A 21,992-nucleotide genomic window follows, 5' to 3' on the forward strand; every position below is an offset into this window, starting at 1 on the left:
GGGAGTCCCCGTAGGGGGTCAGGTGAGGTTCTTCTCCATCGCCGCGACGTACCGCTTGACGGGATGGTCGCGCAGGGCGTCGCCGGCGGGGGCGAGGAGGTCGGCGGTGGCGCCGCGGAGGCGGTCGCCGAGGGTGCCGAGCGGGGGCATGGCGGAGCGGACGCGGCCGGTGGAGTCGATGTAGTGGAGGGTGTCGACGTGGGTGTAGGCGGGCTCGGGCGGAAGCTGCGGGACGATGTCGTTGTTGTTGACGTAGCGGTGCAGCCGCTCCCGGAAGCCCTTGTTGCAGGACGCGGCCAGGAGCCGGTCGCAGGTGCGGGGCTGGCCGTAGGTGTAGATGCCGTCGGCGCGGAGGCGGGGCGCCTCCAGGTACATGCGGCAGCCGGCCAGCATCGCGAGGGCGCCGCCGAGACTGTGGCCGGTGAACCACACGCTCTGGCCGTTGTCCCGGAAGCCGGCGACCGCTTCCTCGACGGCGGGGAAGACCGACTCCAGGGCCTGCCCGAAGCCGTAGTGGACGTAGCCGGTGGCGGCCGGGCCCGGCCAGGGCGGGGTGGTGGCGTCCGAGAGCCAGTCCCGGATCTGCGCGGGCTCCGTCCCTCGGAACGCCGTGATGATCATGTCGTCGCTGGCGATCGTGTACGCCTGGGTGTCCTCCAGCGGGAAGGGAGGGGTGAAGCGGGTGTGGTGATGGCGTACTCGCCCGAAGCCCCACTCCCGCGCGGTGGCCTCCACCGTCGCCTCGTCCTGGTAGGCCAGCGCGGCGGCCTTGACCATGGCGTACGCGAGGCGGGGGCTGTGCTCTCTGACGGTGTGGTCGATCGTCGTCGGTACGGACACGACGTTCCTCTCCGGGTCGCTGCGGGGGTCGTTGCGCCACGACGCTAGCCACGGGGCTGGGCCCCTTCTGCGGGGACGGCACGGGACGTCCACGCGGGAACGTTTCCTCCTCACCCGCACGGCCCACCCGCGTCCGGCCGTCGTACATCTGCGCTACGGGCGATTCCGTATCCGGTCACGTGTTCGCCGCGTCTCACCCGGGTGGCGGGTTTGGGGTGATCGCGGCTGCTCCGGCCGGGTGAATGTCCGGTGATGTGCGTCACCTCGCGTCACGGTCCGTCTGCGCACGTCGTGACGCCCGTGTGGCTTCCGGGGCCGGGAGAGGCGAGGCGGTCGCCCTGATTGTGGATGGGCTTTTGGGGTGAGTCAGGGTGTCATGGCAATCGACCTGAGACAGACAGCCATCAACCCCGACATCAAGGAGATCCCTCCGACCCGCAACACCCAGGCCGACCTCCGGGCCGTCCTGAAGGACCTCCAGGGCAACATCCTCAAGAGCCACGGACGCGACCACAGCCGCCACCTGTTCATCACCTTCAAGGCCGGCACGAAGGAAGAGCGCGACAAGGCCCGTAAGTGGCTGGCGGGACTGGCCGTCACCTCGGCCTTCACGCAGCGCGAGGAGGCGAGGGCCTACCGGGAGACGCTGACGACGCTCGGTGAGAACGGCGCCTTCACGCCCGCCGAACAGCGCCGGATGATCGAGGACGCCAGCAACGTCTTCGTCGGCGTGCTGGTCTCCGCCGCCGGCTACCGGGACCTGGCCCTGGGCAAGGACGCCATGCCCGACGACCCGGCCTTCCGAGACGGCGCCGAGAAGCGTACGGACCTCCTCAACGACCCGAAGAAGGACCAGTGGGAGCCGGGGTTCCGCAACACCCTGCACGCCCTGGTCATCGCCGCCGACGACGATGCCACGAAGCGCCTCGGCCCCCTCATGGAGAAGCTGCGGGGCGAACTCAAGGACCTCGCGCTCCACCTCCACGAGGAGACCGGCGCCGCCATGCGCCTGGACGCGGCCGGCCAGTGGAACAAGGACGCCCCCGTCCGCGAGCACTTCGGCTTCGTCGACGGCATCAGCCAGCCCCTGTTCTTCGCCGACGACATCGACCGGGCCCGGGCCCGCCAGGGCGGCATCGACCGGTACGACCCCAGCGCCCCCCTCGACCAGGTCCTCCTCAAGGACCCGGGGGGCGACAGGTCCACCGGCTACGGCTCGTACTTCGTGTACCGCAAGCTGGAGCAGAACGTGCCCGGCTTCCGCGCGGGCGAACAGGCGCTGGCCAAGGAACTCGCCGAGCACGACGGCCACCAGAAGCCGGCCCCGCCCACGGTCGTGGCCGGGTACACCGCGCTGGCCGGCGCGTACATGGTGGGCCGGTTCCAGGACGGCACCCCGGTGCTGGAACGCAACGAAGCGGGCCTGGGCGCCCAGCCGAACAACTTCACCTTCGACGGCGACGTCGACGGCGTCCGCTGCCCCTTCCAGGCGCACGTCCGCAAAACCAACCCGCGAGGCGACAAACAGCGCCAGTTCGGGGTGCCGCTCACCCAGGAGCGCAGCAACCGGATCGTCCGCCGGGGCATCAGCTACGGCAAGGTGACCCTGGACCCGCAGCCGGCGGACGGCAAGGTGGGCCTGCTGTTCCTGTGCGCGCAGAGCAGCATCGCCGACCAGTTCGAGTTCATCCAGGCGGCCTGGGCGAACTACCAGGACTTCCTCACCCCGCACAGCGGCCTCGACCCGGTGATCGGCACCCTGCCCCAGAAGGCGACGCCGCCCCCCACGGCCGTCGCGCAGCCCTGGCCCAAGAAGTACGGCTCGCACAACCAGCTGGACTTCTCGCAGAACCCCCCGGCGCCGATGAGCCACACCTTCCCCCTGGCCGTCGGCCAGTGGGTGACCATGCGCGGCGGCGAGTACTTCTTCGTCCCGAGCCTCAGCGCGCTCAAGGCGTTCGGCAAGGTCACGGAGGTGTGACGGTGGCCGAGTTCCGTACCGCCGTCGACGAACTGGCCCGGAAGCTGAGCGGCTACCTCTGCGAGCCCGGCAGCGCCGAGTACGCCAAGGCCGTCGCCATCGACAACGGCCGCACCCGCACACCCCCCGCCCTGGTCGTCCGCGCCAACTCCTACCCCGACGTCACGCGCGCCATCCGGTTCGCCCAGCGCACCGGGCTGCCCCTGACGGTGCGCGGCGGCGGCCACAGCGCCGCCGGGTACTGCCTGAACCGGGGCGGGATCGTCCTGGACCTCGGGCTGATGAAGGCCATGACCCTGGACCGGGCACACCGGCGCCTGACCGTCCAGATGGGCGCCCTCTGGAACGACGTGTACGGCTACGTCGACCGCGCGGCGGCCCCGCTGATCCCGGTCGGCGGCGGCTGCCTCACCGTGGGGCTGCCCGGGTTCCTCCAGGGCGGCGGCTACAGCTTCGTCTCCCGCTCCTACGGCCTCGGCAGCGACAACGTCACCATGATCAGACTGGTCGACGCCGCCGGTGAGCTGCGCACCCTGACCGCCGACGCGCCCCGCGAGAAGGACCGGGAGCTGTTCTGGGCCTGCCGGGGCGGCGGCGGGGGCAACTTCGGCGTCGCCGTCGAGATGACCCTGCAACTGCACGAGCCGCCCGCGCCCACCGTGCTCGGCGGCTCGCTCCACTACCCGCTGGAGCGGGCCGAGGAGGTCATCGCCGCCTACGACACCTGGGCCAAGGACCTCCCGGGTGCGATGGCCGCGTACGGCTTCGTCGGCCACGAACCCGACCCGGCCGAACCCACCCGGAAGATCCCGGTCTTCCGGATCACCCCCGTCCACAACGGGGCGTACGCCGAGGGCGCGGCGCTCCTCCAGCCGATGCTGAAGCTGAACCCCATCGACGTACGGCTGTACTCGATGCCGCTGCCGAAGCTGGAGATGGCCATCGGCCGCTCCACCCTGGTCGGCGACCGGCTGGCCTACATCCGCTCGGGGATGATCGGCGAGAGCGGCTGGACGCCGGGCATGATCAAGGCCGTCCGCGAGGCGATGACCGCCGCGCCGTCGAAGGACAGCTTCGTCGTGTGGACCCACGGCCGGGGCAAGGTCAACGACCCGGCCCTCGCCGGGGAGGGCCCCTATCCGCACCGCGACAAGCGCTACGTCTTCGAGCTCAAGACGATCTGGGACGACCCGGCCGACACCCGGGCCAACGTCGAGTGGGCCGTCGACCTCGGCGAGTCGCTGAAGCAGGACTTCCACGGCGCCTACGTCAACTACATCGACCCCCTCCAGGAGCGGTGGGCCACGGCCTACTACGGCGCCGAGAACCTGGCCGAGCTGCGGCGGATCAAGAAGGCCGCCGACCCCGACGGGTTCTTCAGGTTCCAGCAGTCGGTCGACTCGGACTTCGAGCCGGACCTGTCGCGCCCGCTCGATCTGAGCCCCCTCAACCGCACCCTCGTCTGACCCCTCCAACTCCCGCACAGGAGCGCCCACATGGTCAACGGCACACCACCACCCCGTACCCCCAAGAACATCTTCACCGACATCTCCGTGGAACTCACCGGCTTCGACCGGGCGGAGCTGGGCGGCACCGGCATGGTCGACACGTACTACGCCACGCTGCTGCGCATGATCGGCGAGCGCGAGGCCGGACAGCTGTTCCGGCGCGCGGAGGACGCGTTCGCCGAGGACCGCAGCAAGCAGCCGAGGGACGGCGCCGCCTTCAAGGAGGCGGTGATCGACGACCCCCGCTTCGGACCGGTCGCCGTCGCCCTGATCAAGCTCTGGTACCTCGGCCGCTGGTACCCGCTCTCCGCCGCCTACCGCGACCGGTTCGGGTCCACGGCGGACGACGTCGAGCACGTCGTCTCCAGCCAGGGCCACCGCGAGGGCCTGGTCTGGACCGCCGCCGGAACCCACCCGATGGGCGCCAAGCCCCCGGGCTTCGGCTCCTGGGCCGAACCGCCGGCCCTGCTCCCCTGACCCCCGATCGCCGATCCCCTCGACCGTGAGGTAGCGCCATGAGCAACCCCCCTCCGCCCGACTACGACCTGGTCATCGTCGGCGGCGGCATCTCCGGGGCCGTCGTCGCCAAGACCGTGATCGACGCGGCCAACAAGAAAAAGAAGAACTTCCCCAAGATCCTGATCCTGGAGGCCGGCCGGGCCACGGCACTGAGCGCCGACAAGTACGACACCTACGTGGAGGCGTACCACGAGGCGCTCATCAAGGTCCCCAACGCCCCCTACCCCGCGAGCAGTTCGGCCCCCCAGCCGGACGTGCTGGACATCAGGCCGGTCCAGGACGCCCAGGGGAACACGGTCACCAGCGCCCAGGGGTACTTCGTCCAGAAGGGCCCCCTGCCCTTCGGCAGCGACTACGCCCGCTCGCTCGGCGGCACCACCCTGCACTGGCTGGGCACCTGCCTGCGGATGCTGCCCAACGACTTCAAGATGCGGACCGTCTACAAGCGGGCCGTCGACTGGCCGCTGACCTACGACCAGCTCAAGCCGTACTACGAGCGGGCCGAGTGGGACATCATCGGCGTCGCGGCGAACGTGGACAACCAGCACTACCCCGGTATCGAGGGCGGGCCGAAGGAGTACTTCAAGAGCAAGAACCCCAAGTTCCCCAAGGGGCTCTACCGCTTCCCCATGGAGGAGATCCCCTCCAGCTACCTCGACCGGTACATCAGCAAGACCATCGGCGAACTGAAGATCAAGCTGCCCAGCGCGGCGAAACCGACGTACGAGTTCCCGGTCAAGATCAGCAACACCCCCGTCGCCCGGAACTCGACCCCGACCGACCCCGACTACAGGATCGTCGGCGCCGCCGGGAACGCCGAACGCGGGCAGCGCTGCGAGGGCAACTCCAGCTGCATCCCGATCTGCCCCGTCCAGGCCAAGTACAACGCCCTCAAGACCCTGTACGAGCTGATCGTCAAGTACCCCTGGGAGCTGAAGGAGAAGGAGAAGGACGGCACCAGGGCCAGGGTCGCCATCCTCAGCCAGTCCGTCGCCATGGAGGTGACGCACGCCAAGGGGACGGACGCCGGGGAGAAGGTCACCGGCATCACGTACAAGAGGTACTACGACGACGGCCGCCCCCCGACCGAGCACATGGTGACCGCCCGCACCTACGTCCTGGCCGCCAACGCCATCGAGAACGCCACCCTCCTGCTCGCCTCCAAGGCCGCCAACCGCAGCAGACAGGTCGGCCGGAACCTGATGGACCATCCCCTGCTGCTCACCTGGGGTCTCCTCAAGGAGTCCGTCGGCGCCTACCGGGGTCCCGGCTCCACCTCCGGCATCCCCGCCTTCCGCGACGGCGCCTTCCGCGACGAACGCACCGCCTTCCGCGTCGAGATCGGCAACTGGGGCTGGAACTTCCCGGAGAACGCCCCCTACGACACCGTCCTCGACCTCGTCGGCGGCGGCGAGAAGCCGAAGCTCTACGGCAAGGACCTGCGCAGGAGGATCGGCGAGATCGTGCCCCGCCAGTTCCGGATCGCCTGGGAGCTGGAGCAGGACCCCGAGGAACGCAACCGCGTCACCATCGACGACGCCTACCGGGACGCGCTCGGCAAACACCGCCCGGTCATCCACTACGACCTCTCCGAGTACGTCAGGGCGTCGCTGCCCTGGGCGGCGGAGGCGAACCGGCAGCTGTTCACCGCCCTCGGCATCGCGAACAAGGTCAGGCGACCCACGTACGAGTCCGGCGACTACAGCCACTACGACACCGGCAACCCCATGACCGTGGAGTACGGCGGCCAGACCTACTGGGTGGCCGGCGCGGGCCACGTCGTCGGCACCCACCGGATGGGCACGGACCCGAAGACCTCGGTCGTGGACGACTACCAGCGCAGCCACGACCTGCCCAACCTGTACATCGTCGGCTGCGGCAGCATGCCGACGCTGGGCACCTCCAACCCGACCCTCACCATGACCGCCCTGGCGCTGCGCACGGCGGACAAGATCGCCGAGGAGCTGTTCGCGTGAGCACACCGCCGCCGAAGAAGAAACCGGACCCGATCAAGGACCTGCCGGAGCTCAAGGCCGCCCTGCAACTGGCCATCGGCCTGGAACTCAGCACCATCCCCGTCTACCTCACCGCCCTCTACTCCATCAAGGAGGGCACCAACACCGAAGCGGCGCAGACGATCCGCAGCGTGGTCATGGAGGAGATGCTCCACATGACGCTCGCAGCCAACGTCCTCAGCGCCCTCGGGGGGACACCGAGCACGAAGCCGGTGACCTTCCGTACGCACAAGAACCTGAAGCCCGTCCCCGAGTACCCGACCAGGAACCCCCTCGTCTCCGGCATCGGGGAACTCGCCCTGGCCCCCTTCACGCCCGGGGCCGTGGAGAGCTTCGTCAGGATCGAGGACCCCTTCCACGGCGCGGGGTCGCTGAAGGACATCGTGTGCGCCGTGGACCAGTACGCCACCATCGGCGAGTTCTACGCGGCGATCAGCACCGCGCTGGACGCCAAGTCGAAGGTCTGCAAGGACACGGACTTCCAGAACCGCAACCAGGTGGCGGCCACCCACTACTACGGCGGCGCGGGCCGGGCCATCCAGGTCACCGACCGCAAGAGCGCGCTGGAGGCGATCAAGATGATCGTGGAGGAGGGCGAGGGGATGCCGGAACCGAACCTGGAGGAAAAGGCGAAGAAGGTCACCGACAGGGACAGGCTCAACAACGGCTGGCAGATGTACTCCCACTACGCCCGCTTCCGGGAGCTCCAGACCGGCCGCCGCTTCCGCAGCAACCAGAAGGCCAAGGACACCCCGAAGGGCTCCCTCGTGCCGATCGACTACGAGTCGGTCCACCCGGCGTTCTACGTCAAGTACGACGCGGCGGGCACGCCGGGCAGCCCCGAGAGCGTCGCGCTCAACCGGTTCGACCTGGCGTACACGCGGGTCGTCGACGACCTGTACCTCGCCTTCGCGGGCGGGAAACGCAAGGTCAAGGACAAGCTCGCGCCCAAGGGCGAGCGCGAGGTCGATCCGCTGCTCCTCGCCGTGCACGGGATGCGGACGCTGAAGGACAGGGCCGTCGCCCTGATGCGCACCCCGGACCCGGCGAAGCCGGAGCGCAGGCTGTGCCCGCGCTTCCACTACGCGGCGACCGAGGGAGAGCGCAAGAAGCTGGAGAAACTGACCGAGGAGATGCAGGGAGTGTTCGGATGATCTCCATCGTCACGAAGTGGTGGCACGTCGAGGGCAGGCGGGACGAGGCCGTCGCGGCGCTCAAGGACCTGGTGGAACAGGTGAAGAAGGGGGAACCCGACACGTACATGTACTGCCTGCACACCGCCGTCGTGGACGGCTCCCTGCCGCCGCCCACCAGGAACGAGGTGATCTTCGTCGGCGCCTGGAAGGACCGTAAGGCCTTCGACGACCACCGCGACGGAAAGCTCTTCCAGGACTGGCTGGCGAAGAACCTCCACCTCTTCGTGCAGAACGGCGGAAAGCTGTACGTCAGCGCCGAGTTCGCCGACCGCTTCACCGGCTTCGTCAGGGGCGAGGCCATCGGCACGGCCTGAGCGGCGATGCCCGGGCGCCCGCCCCCTGGAGGAAGCGGACGCCCGGGCGCCGTCATGTCACCGCGCGGCGGTCAGGCCCGGGTCTCCGGGTCCAGGGCCGGCGGCCTGGTGCAGTCGATGACCCGGTCCAGCCAGGCCGGGCCCTTCAGGTAGATGTTGCTGATCCACGCCTTGTAGTCCGGCAGGTAGGACCACACGTCGTTGGTGACGCCCTCGGCGGTGACCGACTGGGCGTGCTTCTGGCAGCCGATCCTGACCTGGGTGGGGCCGCTGAAGGTGTTCTTCACGTCCGACGTGGTGTTGGGGTGGGAGTGGGTGTTCACCCCGGTGCCCCAGGTGGAGAACATGCCGTCGGCGCCCGCGCTGGTGCCGCCGCCCGAACCGGTGTCGGGGTCCAGGGCCGGGGGCCTGGTGCAGTCCATCACGCCGTCCAGCCAGGCCGGGCCCTTGAGGTAGATGTTGCTGATCCAGGCGCCGTAGTCGGGCAGGTAGGACCACACGTCGTTGGTGATGCCCTCGGCGGTGACCGACTGGGCGTGCTTCTGGCAGCCGATCTTCACCTGGGTGGGGCCGCTGAAGGTGTTCTTCACGTCCGACGTGGTGCTGGGGTGGGCGTGCGTGTTGACGTCGGTGCCCCAGGTGCTGTTGGAGCCCGGCGAAGTGCCCCCGCCGCAGTCCGGGACGCCGTCCAGCCAGGCCGCGCCCTTGACGAAGATGTTGCTCACCCAGCCGCCCACGTCGGGCAGGTGCGACCAGGCGTCGTTGGTGATGCCCTCCGCCGTCACCGACTCCGCGTGCTTCTGGCAGTCGATGTGGATCGCGGTCGGCGCGGAGAAGGTGGTGACCAGCGAGCCCGAACGCGACGGCGTGGAGCGGACGTTGACACTCGTGCCCCAGGTGGAGTGCTCCCCGGAGCCGGTGGAGCCGCCGCAGTCGGGGACCCCGTCCAGCCAGTAGCCGCCCTTGACGTAGATGTTGCTGATCCAGCCGCCCAGGTCGGGCAGGTGCGACCACACGTCGTTGGTGATGCCCTCGGCGGTGACCGACTCGGCGTGCTTCTGGCAGTCGATGTCGACGGCCGTCGGCCCGGGGAAGGTGGTGACCACCGAGCCCGAACGGGCCGGGGCGGAGCGGACGTTGATGCCGGTGCCCCACGTCACGTGGTTGCCCGAGCCCATGCCGCCCATGAACCGCAGGCCGCCCGCGTAGTCGGTCATGTCATGGCTGTTGAGGTCCGAGACCATCACGTGGGTATCGGACTCGCGCGCCTCGACGATCTTCCCCGCGCCCAGGTAGATGGCCACGTGGTGCACCGACCGCCGGCCGAAGAACACGAGGTCGCCGGGGCTGAGCGCCGAGGTGTCGGTGCCCAGGCGCTGTCCGGGCAGGCTGAAGATGCCGGCGGCCGTGGTGTTGCCCATGACGTCGTACCCGGTCGCCTGCGCCCAGGCCCACCGCACGAGCCCCGAGCAGTCGAAGCCCTTGCGGTACGGGTCGTTCTTGCTGCGCACGGGGTCCGACTGGTCGACGAAGCCGTACGAGGCGCCGGGCGAGCCGCCGTGGCCGCCGCCCCAGCTGTACCAGGTGCCGGCCGCGACCTGCGAACAGGCGGCGTCGATGGCCCGGTTCGCGGCCGGGGAGACCGCCGTGCCGTGCGCCGCGCACCCCCAGGTGTTCTGCCCGTCCGGCGGGCCGTACTGCCACGGCCAGTAGATGTGCCCCATCTCGCAGGGGATGTAGGCGCCCCGCGACAGGTCGACGGGGTAGCGGCACTGCGTGTCGAGGTGGTCGAGGAAGCCGTCCGGGTAGGCCCACTGGTGCCACTCGCCGTGGGTGATCCCGTACGACAGGTTCTTGGCGTACTGGTCCCAGATGATGTTCCCGACCGGGGACGTGTAGGTGAGCCACTCGCTGAGGCTCCACGGCCCGTCCGCCCGGACGTGCAGCAGGAGCGCGCTGTCCGTGCGCTCGATCGAGAACACGATGGTGCGGCCCGCGCCCTCGGAGTGGCCCGGGAGCGATATCAGCCGGAACCCGGTGGTGTACACGTCGGTCACCTGCACCGGGTTCGAGGTGCCGAGGTAGGTGAGCATGCAGGTGGCGCCGGGCTTGAGCGGGCCCTTGCAGTCGGTGTCGAAGGCGAAGTACTGGGCGAACCGCCACTCGGCCATCGCGGCGACCTGCCAGGCCGCGGGCTCGGCCGAGCCCTTGTCGACGGAGGCCAGGGTGTAGGTGAGCTCGTGGGCGTCGTCCGCGCGGGCGGGCCCGGCGCCGGTGAACAGCAGGGTGCCGATCGTCAGGATCAGCCCGGCGGCGACGGCGAGAGCGCGCTGCCATATGAGGTGCGGATGTCCCGGCCCCCGTGTGACCTGTGAGGTCATATCACTTCCTTGGTCAAGAGGATGCACGCCTCCGGTGGCTGAAAGCCGACCCCCGGTCGGCCGGAAACGTGCGCACGGGATCATAACGTTGTCAGCCCACGGTCAAAGTAGATCTTTGGCGAACTTTTCCGGAGGATCGTCCCTAGTTGACCCGGTGCTCGCGCCCCTCCCAGTACGGCGCCCGCAGCCGGAACTTCTGGATCTTGCCCGTCGCCGTGCGCGGGATCGACGCGCGGAACTCGACACTCGTGGGCGCCTTGAACCCGGCGAGGTGCTCCTTGCAGTACGCGATGAGCTCCGCCTCGCTCACCTCGGCGCCCTCCGCGAGGACCACCAGGGCCTTGACGGTCTCGCCCCACTTCGAGTCGTCCGGCACCCCGATCACGGCGACCTCGGCGACCGCCGGGTGACCGAAGAGGGTGTCCTCGACCTCGATCGACGAGACGTTCTCACCGCCGGTGATGATGACGTCCTTCTTGCGGTCGGAGATCGTCAGATGGCCGTCGGCCTCGTCGAGGGTGCCGCCGTCGCCGGTGTGGAACCAGCCGCCGGCGAGAGCGTCGGCGCTCTCCTCCGGCTTGTCCCAGTAGCCGTCCAGGACCACGTTGGAGCGGGCCAGCACCTCACCGGAGTCCGACACCCGCAGCCTGACACCGAGGGCGGGAACCCCGGCGCGGGAGAGCCTGCGGGCGCGGTCACGGGCGGGCAGGTCCGTGTCCTCGGGGCGGGTGCGGTTGAACGTCAGCAGGGGCGAGGTCTCGGTCAGGCCGTAGATCTGCGTGAACTCCCAGCCCAGCTCCTCCTCCACGCGCTGGATCAGCCGGCTCGGCGGAGGCGCGCCCGCGCACACGAGCCGGACGCGGTCCCGGCCTGGGATCTCGCCCTCCCAGCCGGCCGCCGCGTTCAGCACCGTGCCCCACACCGCCGGCGCCCCGCACATCAGCGTCACCCCGTGCTCGTCCACCCGGCGCAGGATCTCCGCCCCGTCGACCTTGCGCAGCACGACCTGCTTCGCGCCGAGCCCCGCCATCACGTACGGCATCCCCCAGCCGTTGCAGTGGAACATCGGCAGGGTGTGCAGGTAGACGTCCCGCTCCCAGGCGCGCGTGTGCAGGCCGAACGTCAGGCCGTTGACCCAGATGTTGCGGTGCGTGAGCTGAACCCCCTTGGGGCGCGCGGTCGTTCCCGACGTGTAGTTGATCGTCGCCGTGGCGTCCTCGTCCGGCTCCGCCCACGGACGCGGCTCCACCCCGAACCGCATCAGCGCCGCGTCCGTCTCCTCACCGAGGACGAAGCGGTGCGGTACCGGGATGCCGGCGACCGCGTCCGCCAGCTCGGCGTCGAACAGCAGCACCGAGGCGCCGCTCTGCTCGACGACGTACGCGATCTCCTCGTGCTTCAGACGGAAGTTGACGGGTACGCAGATCCGCCCGCTCATCGGCACGGCGAACAGCAGCTCCAGCAGCCGCGCGGAGTTGTGGCTCACCACCGCCACGCGCTCGCCCTCACCCACGCCGAGCCGGTCGAACCCGGCCTGCCACGCGCGCACGCGCTCCGCGAGCCCGCCGTACGTGGTGCTGGTGACCGGCGCCGCCGGCTGGTCCGGCTCGTCGATCACCCCCGGACTCGCGGCGAAGCCCAGCTCCGCGCGGTCCAGGAAGTCCGCGATCGTCATCGGAACGCGCATCGCTGGTCCTCACTCCCCATCGGTGGCCGATGTCCATAACGCTCCCCGCTCCCGGCGGGGCCGACGCTTGTCCTGCGGAGGCTCAACAGGGGAGGGGGTGAGGAGGTGACGCGGGGACGGCGGACGGGTGGCCGCCGATGGCGGGTTCGATGCCGTCGGCGGGCGGCTCCGCGAGGCCCCGGAGCAGGCCCGGCGGGGCGGTCCGGGCAGGTCCCGAGCGTTCTTGTGGCCTCGGAGACACGCATGGTTACATGGGGTTCATGCTGTCCACAGACCGGTTACTGGCGTTCTCGGCCATGTCCTTCCTGTTGATCGTGATACCCGGGCCGAGCGTGCTGTTCGTGATCGGGCGGGCGCTGGCGCAAGGGCGCCGGGCCGCGCTGACCACGGTCGCGGGTAATACGATCGGCGCCTATCTGCTCGTCATCGCCGTAGCGCTCGGGGTCGGCTCCCTGGTCGAGCGCTCGGTCGTCGTCTTCACCACCCTGAAACTCCTCGGCGCGGGCTACCTCGTGTACCTCGGCGTCAAGGCGTACCGCCAGCGCGGCGCGCTCCAGGACTCCTTCACGGGCGACGGACCCACCTACGGCGGCATGCGGACGCTGTGGGAGGGCTTCGCGGTCGGGGTGGCCAACCCCAAGACCATCGTGTTCTTCGCCGCCGTCCTGCCGCAGTTCGTCGACCGGGACCAGGGGCACGTGGCCCTCCAGATGCTGCTGCTCGGTCTCGTCTTCAACATCATCGCCGTGGCGTCCGACTCCGTGTGGGGCATCGCCGCCTCCACCGCGCGGCAGTGGTTCGCCCGCTCCCCGAAGAGACTCTCCCTCGTCGGAGGGCTCGGCGGTCTCTCGATGATCGCCCTCGGCGTCACCGTCGCCGCGACGGGCCGGGGCGACTAGCCCGCCCGTCTCCTGTTCTCCCGTTCCCGCTCGCACGCCACCCCGTGTGGCGTGCTGGAGCGGTCTTTTCGCATGTCCGCACAGAGTTGTCTTTCCGGACGCTTTGCTTCCTCACAGCCGCCGTCCGGAACGCCCAAGATTATTTCCGGTGCCGGGTCCGCGACTTCAGAGACTATTGGGGACTCCCTTGACAGGAGCAAATCGGTGCGGGACCGTGACGGAGGATCAAGTCGGGGCCTGCGGCATTCAGAATGCGGCAACAGTGGCGAGACGGTCCCGGCTGGACGCGTAGCCGACTTGAGGGTGACGGGGAATGTCATTAGAGAACCGTTCTGCCTACTCGCTCAACGAAATGCAAGCGCCTGAGTCGACAAGCGAAAGCCGGCCGGGTGCACCCCGAATACGTACGAGAGTGAGTGTCCCGCTCGAAGTCGCCGGCGGAGAGTTCGCGGCGACCGAAGTCATCACCTTCGACGGCCTGGACGACGGCCGCGAACACCTCGTCATCGTGTTCGGCGACGCCCTGCGGCAGCCCGTTCCGATCGTCCGGCTGCACTCCGAGTGCCTGACCGGCGATGTGCTCGGATCGACCCGCTGCGACTGCGGCCCGCAGTTGCGGGAGGCGATGACGCTGATGCACAAACGCGGCGGCATCCTGCTCTACCTCCGTCAGGAAGGGCGGGATATCGGGCTCTACAACAAGCTCGACGCCTATGCGTTGCAGGACACCGGAATGGACACGTTCGAGGCGAACAGAGCGCTGAACTTTCTCGACGACCAGCGCACCTATACCTCGGCGGCGCAGATGCTGGTGACCCTGGGCCTCAAAGAGGTGGAGATCCTCTCGAACAATCCGGAAAAGATCCGCCAGCTGCGCGAGAACGGAGTTCTGGTCCAAGGTCAGCGACTCACGGGTGTCCATGTCACCGATTCGAATCGCGAGTACCTGAAAGCGAAAGTCGTACACGCCGGCCATTCCATCGACATCGACTGACGAGGAGTCTGGATCGTGATCGAGCACAGGAGTCCGATAAGCGGGATCGCCGCTTACGCGGACAAGTACATCGCCAGCGCCGGCTACGACAACCAGGTCATTCTCTGGGACCAGAGCACGGAACGCCCGGTGAACCGCGTCCTGCACGACCACCTCGCCAACCAGTGCGCCTTCAGCCCCGACGGGACGCTGCTGGTGACCTCGTCCAGCGACTACACCGCCCGCCTGTGGTCGGTCCCCGAGCTGCGGCTGCTCGCGGTCCTGAACGACCAGGCCGACGACGTCGAGATGTCGGCGTTCCACCCCTCCCGGGAACTCATCGCCACCGCCTCCCGCGACCACCGGCTGCGCGTCTACGACTTCAGCGGCACCCTCGTGCACTCCTGCGCGGGACACACCGCCGACGTCATCTCCGTCGACTGGTCGGCGGACGGCTCCGAACTGGTCACCTCCAGCGACGACGGCACCGTCAAGCGCTGGTCCTCCAGCACCGGGGAGCTGCTGGAGGACATCGACCTCGGCGGCGTCGAGACCGACACGATCGTCATCGACCGCGACGGCACCATCTACGCCGGCAACGACGAGGGCCAGATCATCGTCATCCGCGGCGAGCGGCGCACCACGGTCCAGGGCCACGACGCCGGCATCAAGCGCCTCGTCCTCGGCGCGGACCGCGACCTGCTGGTGAGCCTCAGCTACGACCGCAAACTCCTGCTGTGGCAGACCTCCGACGGCGAGCTGCGCCGGGTCGGCGAGTCCGCCATCCCCGACGACGTCTGGCCCCGCTCCTGCGCCTTCGCGGCCGGCACCACCCTCGTCTTCGGCACCTTCGGCGCCTCCTACCGCTCCTTTGACTACGCCACCGGCACCTGGAGCACCGCCGAGGTCGCCCCCACCCCGGGCGTCAACGCGGTCGTCGCCCACGCGGGCAGCGTCTACACCGTCGGCGACGCCGGCATCGTCGTCCGCGACGGCGCCGAACAGGCCCGCATGGGCAGCCTCTGCAACTTCCTGACCCCGGTCGGCCAGGACCTGACGGTCACCGGCGGCCAGCTCGGCAAGGTGATGGACGCCGCCACCGGCCGCGTCCTGCGCCAGCACCGCTCGCCCCTCAACTGCGGCGTCCGCTTCGAGGTCGACGGCGTCGCCCACGTCCTGATCGGCGCGTACACGGGAGAGGGCCTGGTGTTCCGGCTCGACCCCGACGGCGAACTGCGCCACGTCACCGACGTCGCGCTGCACGAGAACGCCGTCAAGGGCGTCGCCGCCTCCGGCGACCTGCTCTTCTCCGTGTGCGCCGACACCGGCGTGGCCTGGCACGACGCCCGGACGCTGAAGCTCGTGCACCGCATCGAGGGCGCGCACGACCGGATCGCCAACGGCTGCGTGGGCCTCAGCGGAGGACACTTCGCCAGCGTCGGACGCGACCTCAAACTGCGGCTGTGGGCACCGGACTTCACCTCCGAGGTGATCCCCACGGCGCACCCCAACTCCATCAAGTGCATCGCCGCCGACCCCTCCGGACGGCTGATCGCGACAGGCTCGTACCACGGCCACGTCCTGGTCTACGACCGGGAACGCGCGGCGTGGGTCGTCGAGGACAGGCCGACGACGTCCGGGATCTCCTCGCTCGCCTACGACGAGGACCGCGGAGTGTTCCTGGCCGGCTCCTACGACAGCGCGGTCTACGAGATACCGGGGGAGTCCGCGTGACCGCTCGGCCCGGGAGGCTGCCGATCGTCAAGGACCCCAACCGGCTGGACGACCGGGGAGCGATGGGACTGCCCGGCTCGCTCGTGGAGCGGCTCCCGCACGACGTGTTCGCCGGCCACCCGGACCTGTTCCGGCTCCCGCCCCGCGACCTCGCCGCCATCTGCTCCGACGAGGACCAGAAGTTCGCCCGCCGCTACGCCGCCGGGTCGCTGCTGGCGCTGACGGGCGACCCCCGCATCCGGCCCGACGACCCCGAGACCGTCCCCGTCCCGGCGGCGCGGTGCGCGATCGGCATCCCGCCCGAGCGGGTCGGCGAGGTGGTGCGCCAGTGGGCCGACGTCGGCGTCCTGGACTCCTGGATCCGCAAGGAGGCACCCCGCCACCACGTCGACATCGAGGCGTTCCGGATCATGCGGTACCCGGTCACCAACCTGGAGTACCGGATGTTCCTCGACGACACCGGCCTCGACGCCCTCCCGACCTCCTGGGAGCTCGGCAGCTACCCCGTCCACCGGGCCAACCACCCGGTGTGGACGGTGCGCCCGGAACACGCCGACGCCTACGCGGCCTGGCTCGCCGGCCGCACCGGCCGCGCGTTCCGGCTGCCGACCGAGGCCGAGTGGGAGTACGCGGCCGGCGGCGGCGACAGCGAGCGGGAGTTCCCCTGGGGGCCCGACTTCCGCAGCGACCACGCCAACACCGTCGAGGAAGGCCCGCTGACCACCACCCCGGTCGGCATCTACCCGGCGGGCCGCAGCGTGTTCGGCGCCGACGACATGGCCGGGAACGTGGAGGAGTTCGTCGCGGACGACTACACGGCCTACCCCGGCGGCGACGACGTCGCCGACGACCTCACGACCGGCGGCAGCTACCGGGTCGCGCGCGGCGGCAGCTTCACCCGCTTCGGCGACCTGGCCCGCTGCGCACGGCGCCACGGCTGGTTCGACCGCAGGATCTACGCGATCGGCTTCCGGCTGGTCGAGGAGATCGCCGAAGGCGAAGAGGGGGCGTCGTGACGCTCGCGAGCGGCCACACCATGGCCGTCAACCTGGACGTGATCGGCGACCGGCAGGCCATGCGGCTGCCCCCGCAGTTCACCGGACGCTGCGACCCCGACCTCCTCGCCGAGCACGCCACCGGACTGCTCGGGGAGTACCCCGGCGCCCTCGCCCGGATCGCGGAGGACCCCGCGACCCCCTTCGAGCGCCGGTACATGGCCGCCACCCTCTGCGGCCTCGTCGGCGACCCGAGGATCCGGGCCGACGACCCGGCCATGGCGGACATCCCCGCCGCCCGGGTGCGCGTCGGCCTCGACGAGGCACGCATCCCCGCGATCCTCGGCCGCTGGCCCGACGCCGGCCTCAAGGAGACCTACCTCCGCAAGGAGTGCCCGGCCCACGACGTGCGGATCGGCGCGTTCCGCATCATGCGCTACCCGGTCACCAACCTGGAGTACCGGCGCTTCCTGGAGGACACCGGAGCCCGCTGGCTGCCCACCTCCTGGCAGTTCGGCTGCTACCCCGACCAACTCGGCAACCACCCCGTGTGGACGATCCCGCCGCAGGCCGCCGACGCCTACGCGGAGTGGCTCGCCGACCGCACCGGCCGCCCCTTCCGGCTGCCGACCGAGGCCGAGTGGGAGTACGCGGCGACCGGCGGCGACAGCCGCGAGTACCCGTGGGGCGACACCTTCGACGAGCACGCCGCGAACACCTCCGAGGCGGGCCCCCTGTCCACCACCCCCGTGGGCGTCTACCCGGCGGGCGCCTCCCCCTTCGGCGTCCTCGACCTCGCCGGGAACGTCGAGGAGTACACGGCGGACGACTACGGCCCCTACCCGGGCGGTGAGTTCATCGCCGACGACCTCGTCCCCTACCCGGGCGGCACCCGCTCCGGCGACGCGCGGCTGCGCTCCTTCAGCACGTACCGGATCGTCCGCGGCGGCAGCTTCACCCGGGGCGGCGACCTGGCCCGCTGCCGGCGCCGGCACGGCCTGTACGACCGATCGCACTACGCCGTCGGGTTCCGGCTCGCGGAATCTCCCTAGGGCGGACGGGACATGCACAGGACGCCCCGGGTCGCGGTCATCCACTACAGCAGGAACGGCACCGTCCACGCGCTCGCGCGGGCGGCAGCCGCCGGAGCGGAGGCGGACGGCGCACACGTACGCCTCCTGACGGTGGAGGGAGAAGAGGGCGGCGCGACCCACGAGGACCTGCGCTGGGCGGACGGAGTCGTGTTCGCGACCCCGACCTACTTCGGGAACATCGCCTCCCCCCTCAAACGGTTCATCGAGGCGGCCTCACCCCTGTGGCGCGAAGGCGTCCTCGCCGACCGGGTGGTCACCGGGCTCACCAGCTCCAACAGCCCCCACGGCGGACGCGAGACGACGCTGCTCGCCCTCTACCAGAGCATGTACCACTGGGGCGCGCTGATCCTGCCGGCCGGTCCCGCCGAAGGGGCGTTCACGGCGGTGGGCGGCAACCCGTACGGCGTCGCCGCGCCCGCCGACCCGGACGGCCTGGTCGACGCCGCGCACCAGCGGGCGGCGCGCGCCCTCGGGGTCCGGCTCAGCCGGACCTGCGCCCGCATGACCGGACCGGCCTGCCCGGAGCACAGCAGGGTCGCCGTCGTCTGCGACCCCGCCGACCCCGGCACCCGCGCGCTGGCCGCCGCCATCGCGGAAGGCGCCGGGAAGGCGGGCGCCGACGTACGGCTCCTCGACGTCGACGACGCCACGCCGGCCGACGTGGAGTGGGCCGACGCCCTCGCCCTCGGCGGGCCCGCGTTCCTCGGCGGCGTCTCCCCGCCCCTGCTGCGCTTCCTCGCCGACTGCGAGCCGCTGCGTACCTCGGGGCGGCTCGACGGCAAAGCGGCGACCGGGTTCGTCACCGCCCACCGTCCGCACAGCGGCAGCGAATCCGCGCTGCTCGCCCTCTACAACGCCATGCACCACTGGGGAGCGGTCATCGTGCCACCCGGCTACACGGACCCGTCGATCACCATCGCGGGCGGCAACCCGTACGGGATCTGCCACACGACGGCCCACGGCCCCCTGCCCGGCCCCGTGACCCTGACCGCGGCGGCCTTCCAGGGCGACCGGCTGGCCCGCATCACCACGCGGCTGCGCGGCCCCGGGCACCCGGACCCCGTGGCCCGGCGCCCACCCGCGCGGCCACGGGCCGTCCGCTGACCCCCCAAGGCCCGTCCGGTACCCCGCTCGCGGGAGAGGAACAGTGATGACATCTGCGACGGCACACGAGCCCGGCACCACCACGATCCGCCACCTCGGCCGGCTCCTGCGCGAGCAGGACGAACGCCGCCCCGAGGCCCCGGCGATACTCTCCCCCGGCCTGCCCGCCCTGACCTACCGCGCGCTGCGCCGCCAGGCCGACCGCACGGCCCGGGCCCTGGCCGAGGCGGGCATCGCCCGCACCGACCGCGTCGCCATCGCGCTGCCGGGCGGCCCCGCCACGGCGAGCGCCCTCGTCGGCGTGGCCTGCGCGGCCACCGCCGCCCCCCTCGACCCCGCGGGCCGGGCCCGGGAGTTCGACGCCCTGTTCACCGACATGGACGTGACGGCGGTCCTCGTCCAGCGCGGCACCGACACCCACGCGGCGGCCGTCGCGCGGGCCCAGGGCCGCCTCGTCGTCGAGCTGGTGCCGGTGCCCGGGGGAGCGGCCGGCGAGTTCGACCTCGTCCCCGACACCACCTCCCGTACGGCGGCCGGGGACACGGACGGCGACCCCGCCGACACCGCGTTCCTCATGCACACCTCCGGCACCACCGGACGCCCCAAACTCGTCCCGCAGAGCCACGACCTCGTCTGCGCCTCCGCCCGCAACATCGCCGCCAGCCTCCACCTCGGCGAACACGACCGCTGCCTCAACGTCCTGCCGCTCTTCCACGGCCACGGACTCATGAGCCCCCTGCTCGCCACCCTGTGGGCCGGCGCGAGCGTCGTCTGCCCGCCCGCCTTCGACGCCGACGCCTTCCCCGGCTGGCTCAGCACCTACGAACCGACCTGGTACACAGCCGTACCGGCCATCCACCAGGCCGTCGCGGGCGTCCTCGAAGGCGGGCCCACCACCCTGCGGTTCGTGCGCTCCGCGTCCGCCCCGCTCCCGCAACGCCTCCGCGAGTCGCTGGAGGAGGCCACCGGAGCCGTCGTCATCGACTCCTACGGCATGACCGAGGCCTGCTCGATCATCACCAGCAACCCGCTGCCGCCCCGCGAACGCCGGGCCGGGTCCGTCGGCGTCTCCATCGGCAACGAACTCGCCGTACGGGGCGAGGGCGGCAAGTTCCTCGCCCCCGGCGAGGAGGGCGAGATCGTGCTGCGCGGCGAGACCGTCATCAGCCGCTACGACGACAACCCCGAGGCCGACGCGAAAGCCTTCACCGACGGCTGGTTCGGGACCGGCGACTGCGGCTACCTCGACGAGGACGGCTACCTGTTCCTCACCGGCCGCCTCAAGGAGATCATCAACCGGGGCGGCACCAAGGTCTCGCCCGTCGAGGTCGACGAGGCCCTGCTCGCCCACCCCGGCATCGCCGAGGCCGCCGCCTTCCCCCTCCCGCACGCCACCCTCGGCGAGGAGGTCGCGGCGGCCGTCGTCCTCACGCCCGGGGCGCACCCCACCGACGAGGACCTGCACGCCTTCCTCGCCGCCCGCCTCGCGGAGCCGAAGATCCCCCGGCGGCTCTTCCGCGTCGCCGAGATCCCCCGCACCTCGACCGGCAAGATCCAGCGCTCCGGACTCGCCGCCCAGCTGGAGAAGCCCGACGCGGCCCGCAGGGCGGCGCCCGGCACCGCCCTGGAGAGCGCCGTCGCCGACATCTGGGGCGAACTGCTGGGCCTCGACCAGGTCGGCACCCGCGACCACTTCTTCGACCTGGGCGGCAACTCCCTGCTCATCCGGCAGGTCCAGGCCCGCATCCGGGAGACCACCGGCCGGGACGTGCCCGTCGTGGAACTGTTCGCCCACCCCACCGTCGCGGCGCTCGCCGCGTACCTCGCCACCGCCGACGGGACGGACGAACCGGACGAGGGCCGGGGACGCGCGGAAGGAAACCGACGGCTGGCGCAGCAGCGCGGCCGGCGCCGACAGCAGACGGAAGACGAGATATGACAACGGGCCTGGAGATAGCCGTCGTCGGGATGGCCTGCCGCTATCCCGGAGCCGCGAACCCGCGGGAGTTCTGGACGAACCTGCGCGACGGCGTCGATTGCATCACCCGCTTCGACGAGGACGAACTCCTCGCGGCGGGAGTCCCCCCGCACCTGCTGCGCGACCCCGACTACGTACGGGCGAGAGGAGTCGTCGAGGGCCACGACCTCTTCGACGCCGAGTTCTTCACCATCCCGCCGCGCGAGGCCGAGCTGATGGACCCGCAGCACCGGCTCTTCCTCACCTGCGCCTGGGAGGCCCTGGAGGACAGCGGATACGCCGGCCCCCGCCGCCCCACCGCCACCGGCGTCTACGCGGGCGCCTACGAGAACACCTACCGCCGCCACGTCCTCGCCGACCCCGCGACCACCGAGTCAGCGGGCTGGCTGCTGACCCACCTCAGCGGCGAGCGGGACTACCTGGCCACCCGGACCGCCTACAAGCTGGACCTGCGCGGCCCCGCGCTGACCGTCCAGACCGCCTGCTCGACCTCCCTGGTCGCCGTCCACCTCGCCGGACAGGCGCTGCTGAGCGGGGACTGCGACCTCGCGCTCGCCGGCGGCAGCACGGTCCGGGCCCGGCAGACCGAGGGCTACCTGTTCGAACCGGAGGGCATCCTCTCGCCCGACGGCCACACCCGCGCCTTCGACGCCGCAGCCCAGGGCACCGTCTCCTCCAGCGGCGTCGGGGTCGTCGTCCTCAAGCGCCTCGACGACGCGCTGCGCGACCGGGACACCGTGTACGCCGTGATCAGGGGCACCGCCGTCAACAACG

General features: G+C 70.8%; 17 protein-coding genes. 14 read left to right on the top strand and 3 right to left on the bottom strand.

Going from position 1 to position 21,992, the window contains the following annotated elements; genetic code table 11:
* Positions 1-18: 18 nt before the first annotated feature.
* Positions 19-840 (bottom strand): lipase family protein, encoded by an 822-nt coding sequence (locus AOK24_RS14165; RefSeq protein ID WP_240553899.1) that lies wholly within the window; start codon positions 838-840, stop codon positions 19-21.
* 376 nt (positions 841-1,216) lie between these two features.
* Between AOK24_RS14165 and AOK24_RS14170 the strand changes: the two genes are divergently transcribed.
* Genes AOK24_RS14170 through AOK24_RS14195 form a run of 6 tightly spaced genes read left to right on the top strand, consistent with a single transcriptional unit; the run spans position 1,217 to position 8,373 of the window.
* Positions 1,217-2,821, top strand: a complete 1,605-nt coding sequence (locus AOK24_RS14170) for a Dyp-type peroxidase (protein WP_055720421.1) — start codon at positions 1,217-1,219, stop codon at positions 2,819-2,821.
* Between the two features lie 2 nt (positions 2,822-2,823).
* Positions 2,824-4,287 (top strand): FAD-binding oxidoreductase, encoded by a 1,464-nt coding sequence (locus AOK24_RS47515; protein ID WP_055720422.1) that lies wholly within the window; start codon positions 2,824-2,826, stop codon positions 4,285-4,287.
* A gap of 30 nt (positions 4,288-4,317) precedes the next feature.
* Positions 4,318-4,806 carry a hypothetical protein gene (locus tag AOK24_RS14180; RefSeq protein WP_055720423.1) on the top strand — a complete coding sequence of 163 codons (489 nt, stop codon included), beginning with the start codon at positions 4,318-4,320 and terminating at the stop codon, positions 4,804-4,806.
* A gap of 38 nt (positions 4,807-4,844) precedes the next feature.
* Positions 4,845-6,824, top strand: a complete 1,980-nt coding sequence (locus AOK24_RS14185) for a GMC family oxidoreductase (protein WP_055720424.1) — start codon at positions 4,845-4,847, stop codon at positions 6,822-6,824.
* Positions 6,821-8,017, top strand: coding sequence for a ferritin-like domain-containing protein (locus tag AOK24_RS14190; protein ID WP_055720425.1), 1,197 nt, complete (start codon positions 6,821-6,823; stop codon positions 8,015-8,017). The genes AOK24_RS14185 and AOK24_RS14190 overlap by 4 nt, the downstream gene beginning before the upstream one ends.
* Complete coding sequence (locus AOK24_RS14195; RefSeq protein WP_055720426.1) at positions 8,014-8,373, top strand: putative quinol monooxygenase; 360 nt, start codon at positions 8,014-8,016, stop codon at positions 8,371-8,373. Before AOK24_RS14190 ends, AOK24_RS14195 begins: the two co-directional genes overlap by 4 nt.
* A 71-nt stretch (positions 8,374-8,444) precedes the next feature.
* On the opposite strand, the gene AOK24_RS14200 is transcribed toward AOK24_RS14195, so the two are convergent.
* Positions 8,445-10,754, bottom strand: coding sequence for a C40 family peptidase (locus tag AOK24_RS14200; protein ID WP_055720427.1), 2,310 nt, complete (start codon positions 10,752-10,754; stop codon positions 8,445-8,447).
* Positions 10,755-10,896: 142 nt separating this feature from the next.
* Complete coding sequence (locus AOK24_RS14205; RefSeq protein ID WP_055720428.1) at positions 10,897-12,441, bottom strand: AMP-binding protein; 1,545 nt, start codon at positions 12,439-12,441, stop codon at positions 10,897-10,899.
* A 260-nt stretch (positions 12,442-12,701) separates the two neighbouring features.
* On the opposite strand from AOK24_RS14205, the gene AOK24_RS14210 reads away from it, so the two are divergent.
* From AOK24_RS14210 to AOK24_RS14245, 8 genes are all read left to right on the top strand, one after another.
* Entirely contained in the window at positions 12,702-13,340 is a 639-nt protein-coding gene (locus tag AOK24_RS14210; RefSeq protein WP_055720434.1) for a LysE family translocator, read from the top strand.
* 412 nt (positions 13,341-13,752) lie between these two features.
* The gene (locus tag AOK24_RS14215; RefSeq protein WP_107103957.1) at positions 13,753-14,334 is read left to right on the top strand and encodes a GTP cyclohydrolase II; all 582 of its coding nucleotides are present in this window, start codon (positions 13,753-13,755) and stop codon (positions 14,332-14,334) included.
* Between the two features lie 15 nt (positions 14,335-14,349).
* Positions 14,350-16,047, top strand: coding sequence for a WD40 repeat domain-containing protein (locus tag AOK24_RS14220; RefSeq protein WP_055720430.1), 1,698 nt, complete (start codon positions 14,350-14,352; stop codon positions 16,045-16,047).
* A 62-nt stretch (positions 16,048-16,109) separates the two neighbouring features.
* Positions 16,110-17,063 (top strand): formylglycine-generating enzyme family protein, encoded by a 954-nt coding sequence (locus AOK24_RS14225; RefSeq protein ID WP_107103959.1) that lies wholly within the window; start codon positions 16,110-16,112, stop codon positions 17,061-17,063.
* Positions 17,060-18,094, top strand: a complete 1,035-nt coding sequence (locus tag AOK24_RS14230) for a formylglycine-generating enzyme family protein (protein WP_107103958.1) — start codon at positions 17,060-17,062, stop codon at positions 18,092-18,094. Before AOK24_RS14225 ends, AOK24_RS14230 begins: the two co-directional genes overlap by 4 nt.
* A gap of 12 nt (positions 18,095-18,106) precedes the next feature.
* The gene (locus tag AOK24_RS50630) at positions 18,107-19,240 is read left to right on the top strand and encodes a flavodoxin family protein (protein ID WP_055720432.1); all 1,134 of its coding nucleotides are present in this window, start codon (positions 18,107-18,109) and stop codon (positions 19,238-19,240) included.
* Positions 19,241-19,286: 46 nt separating this feature from the next.
* Entirely contained in the window at positions 19,287-21,179 is a 1,893-nt protein-coding gene (locus tag AOK24_RS14240) for a non-ribosomal peptide synthetase (protein ID WP_063799443.1), read from the top strand.
* Positions 21,176-21,992 (top strand): beta-ketoacyl [acyl carrier protein] synthase domain-containing protein (locus tag AOK24_RS14245; RefSeq protein WP_167376834.1); only part of this gene is annotated, 817 nt, incomplete at its 3' end. The genes AOK24_RS14240 and AOK24_RS14245, both read left to right, overlap by 4 nt.

It is taken from the genome of Streptomyces niveiscabiei (assembly GCF_001419795.1).
Classification (GTDB): domain Bacteria; phylum Actinomycetota; class Actinomycetes; order Streptomycetales; family Streptomycetaceae; genus Streptomyces; species Streptomyces niveiscabiei.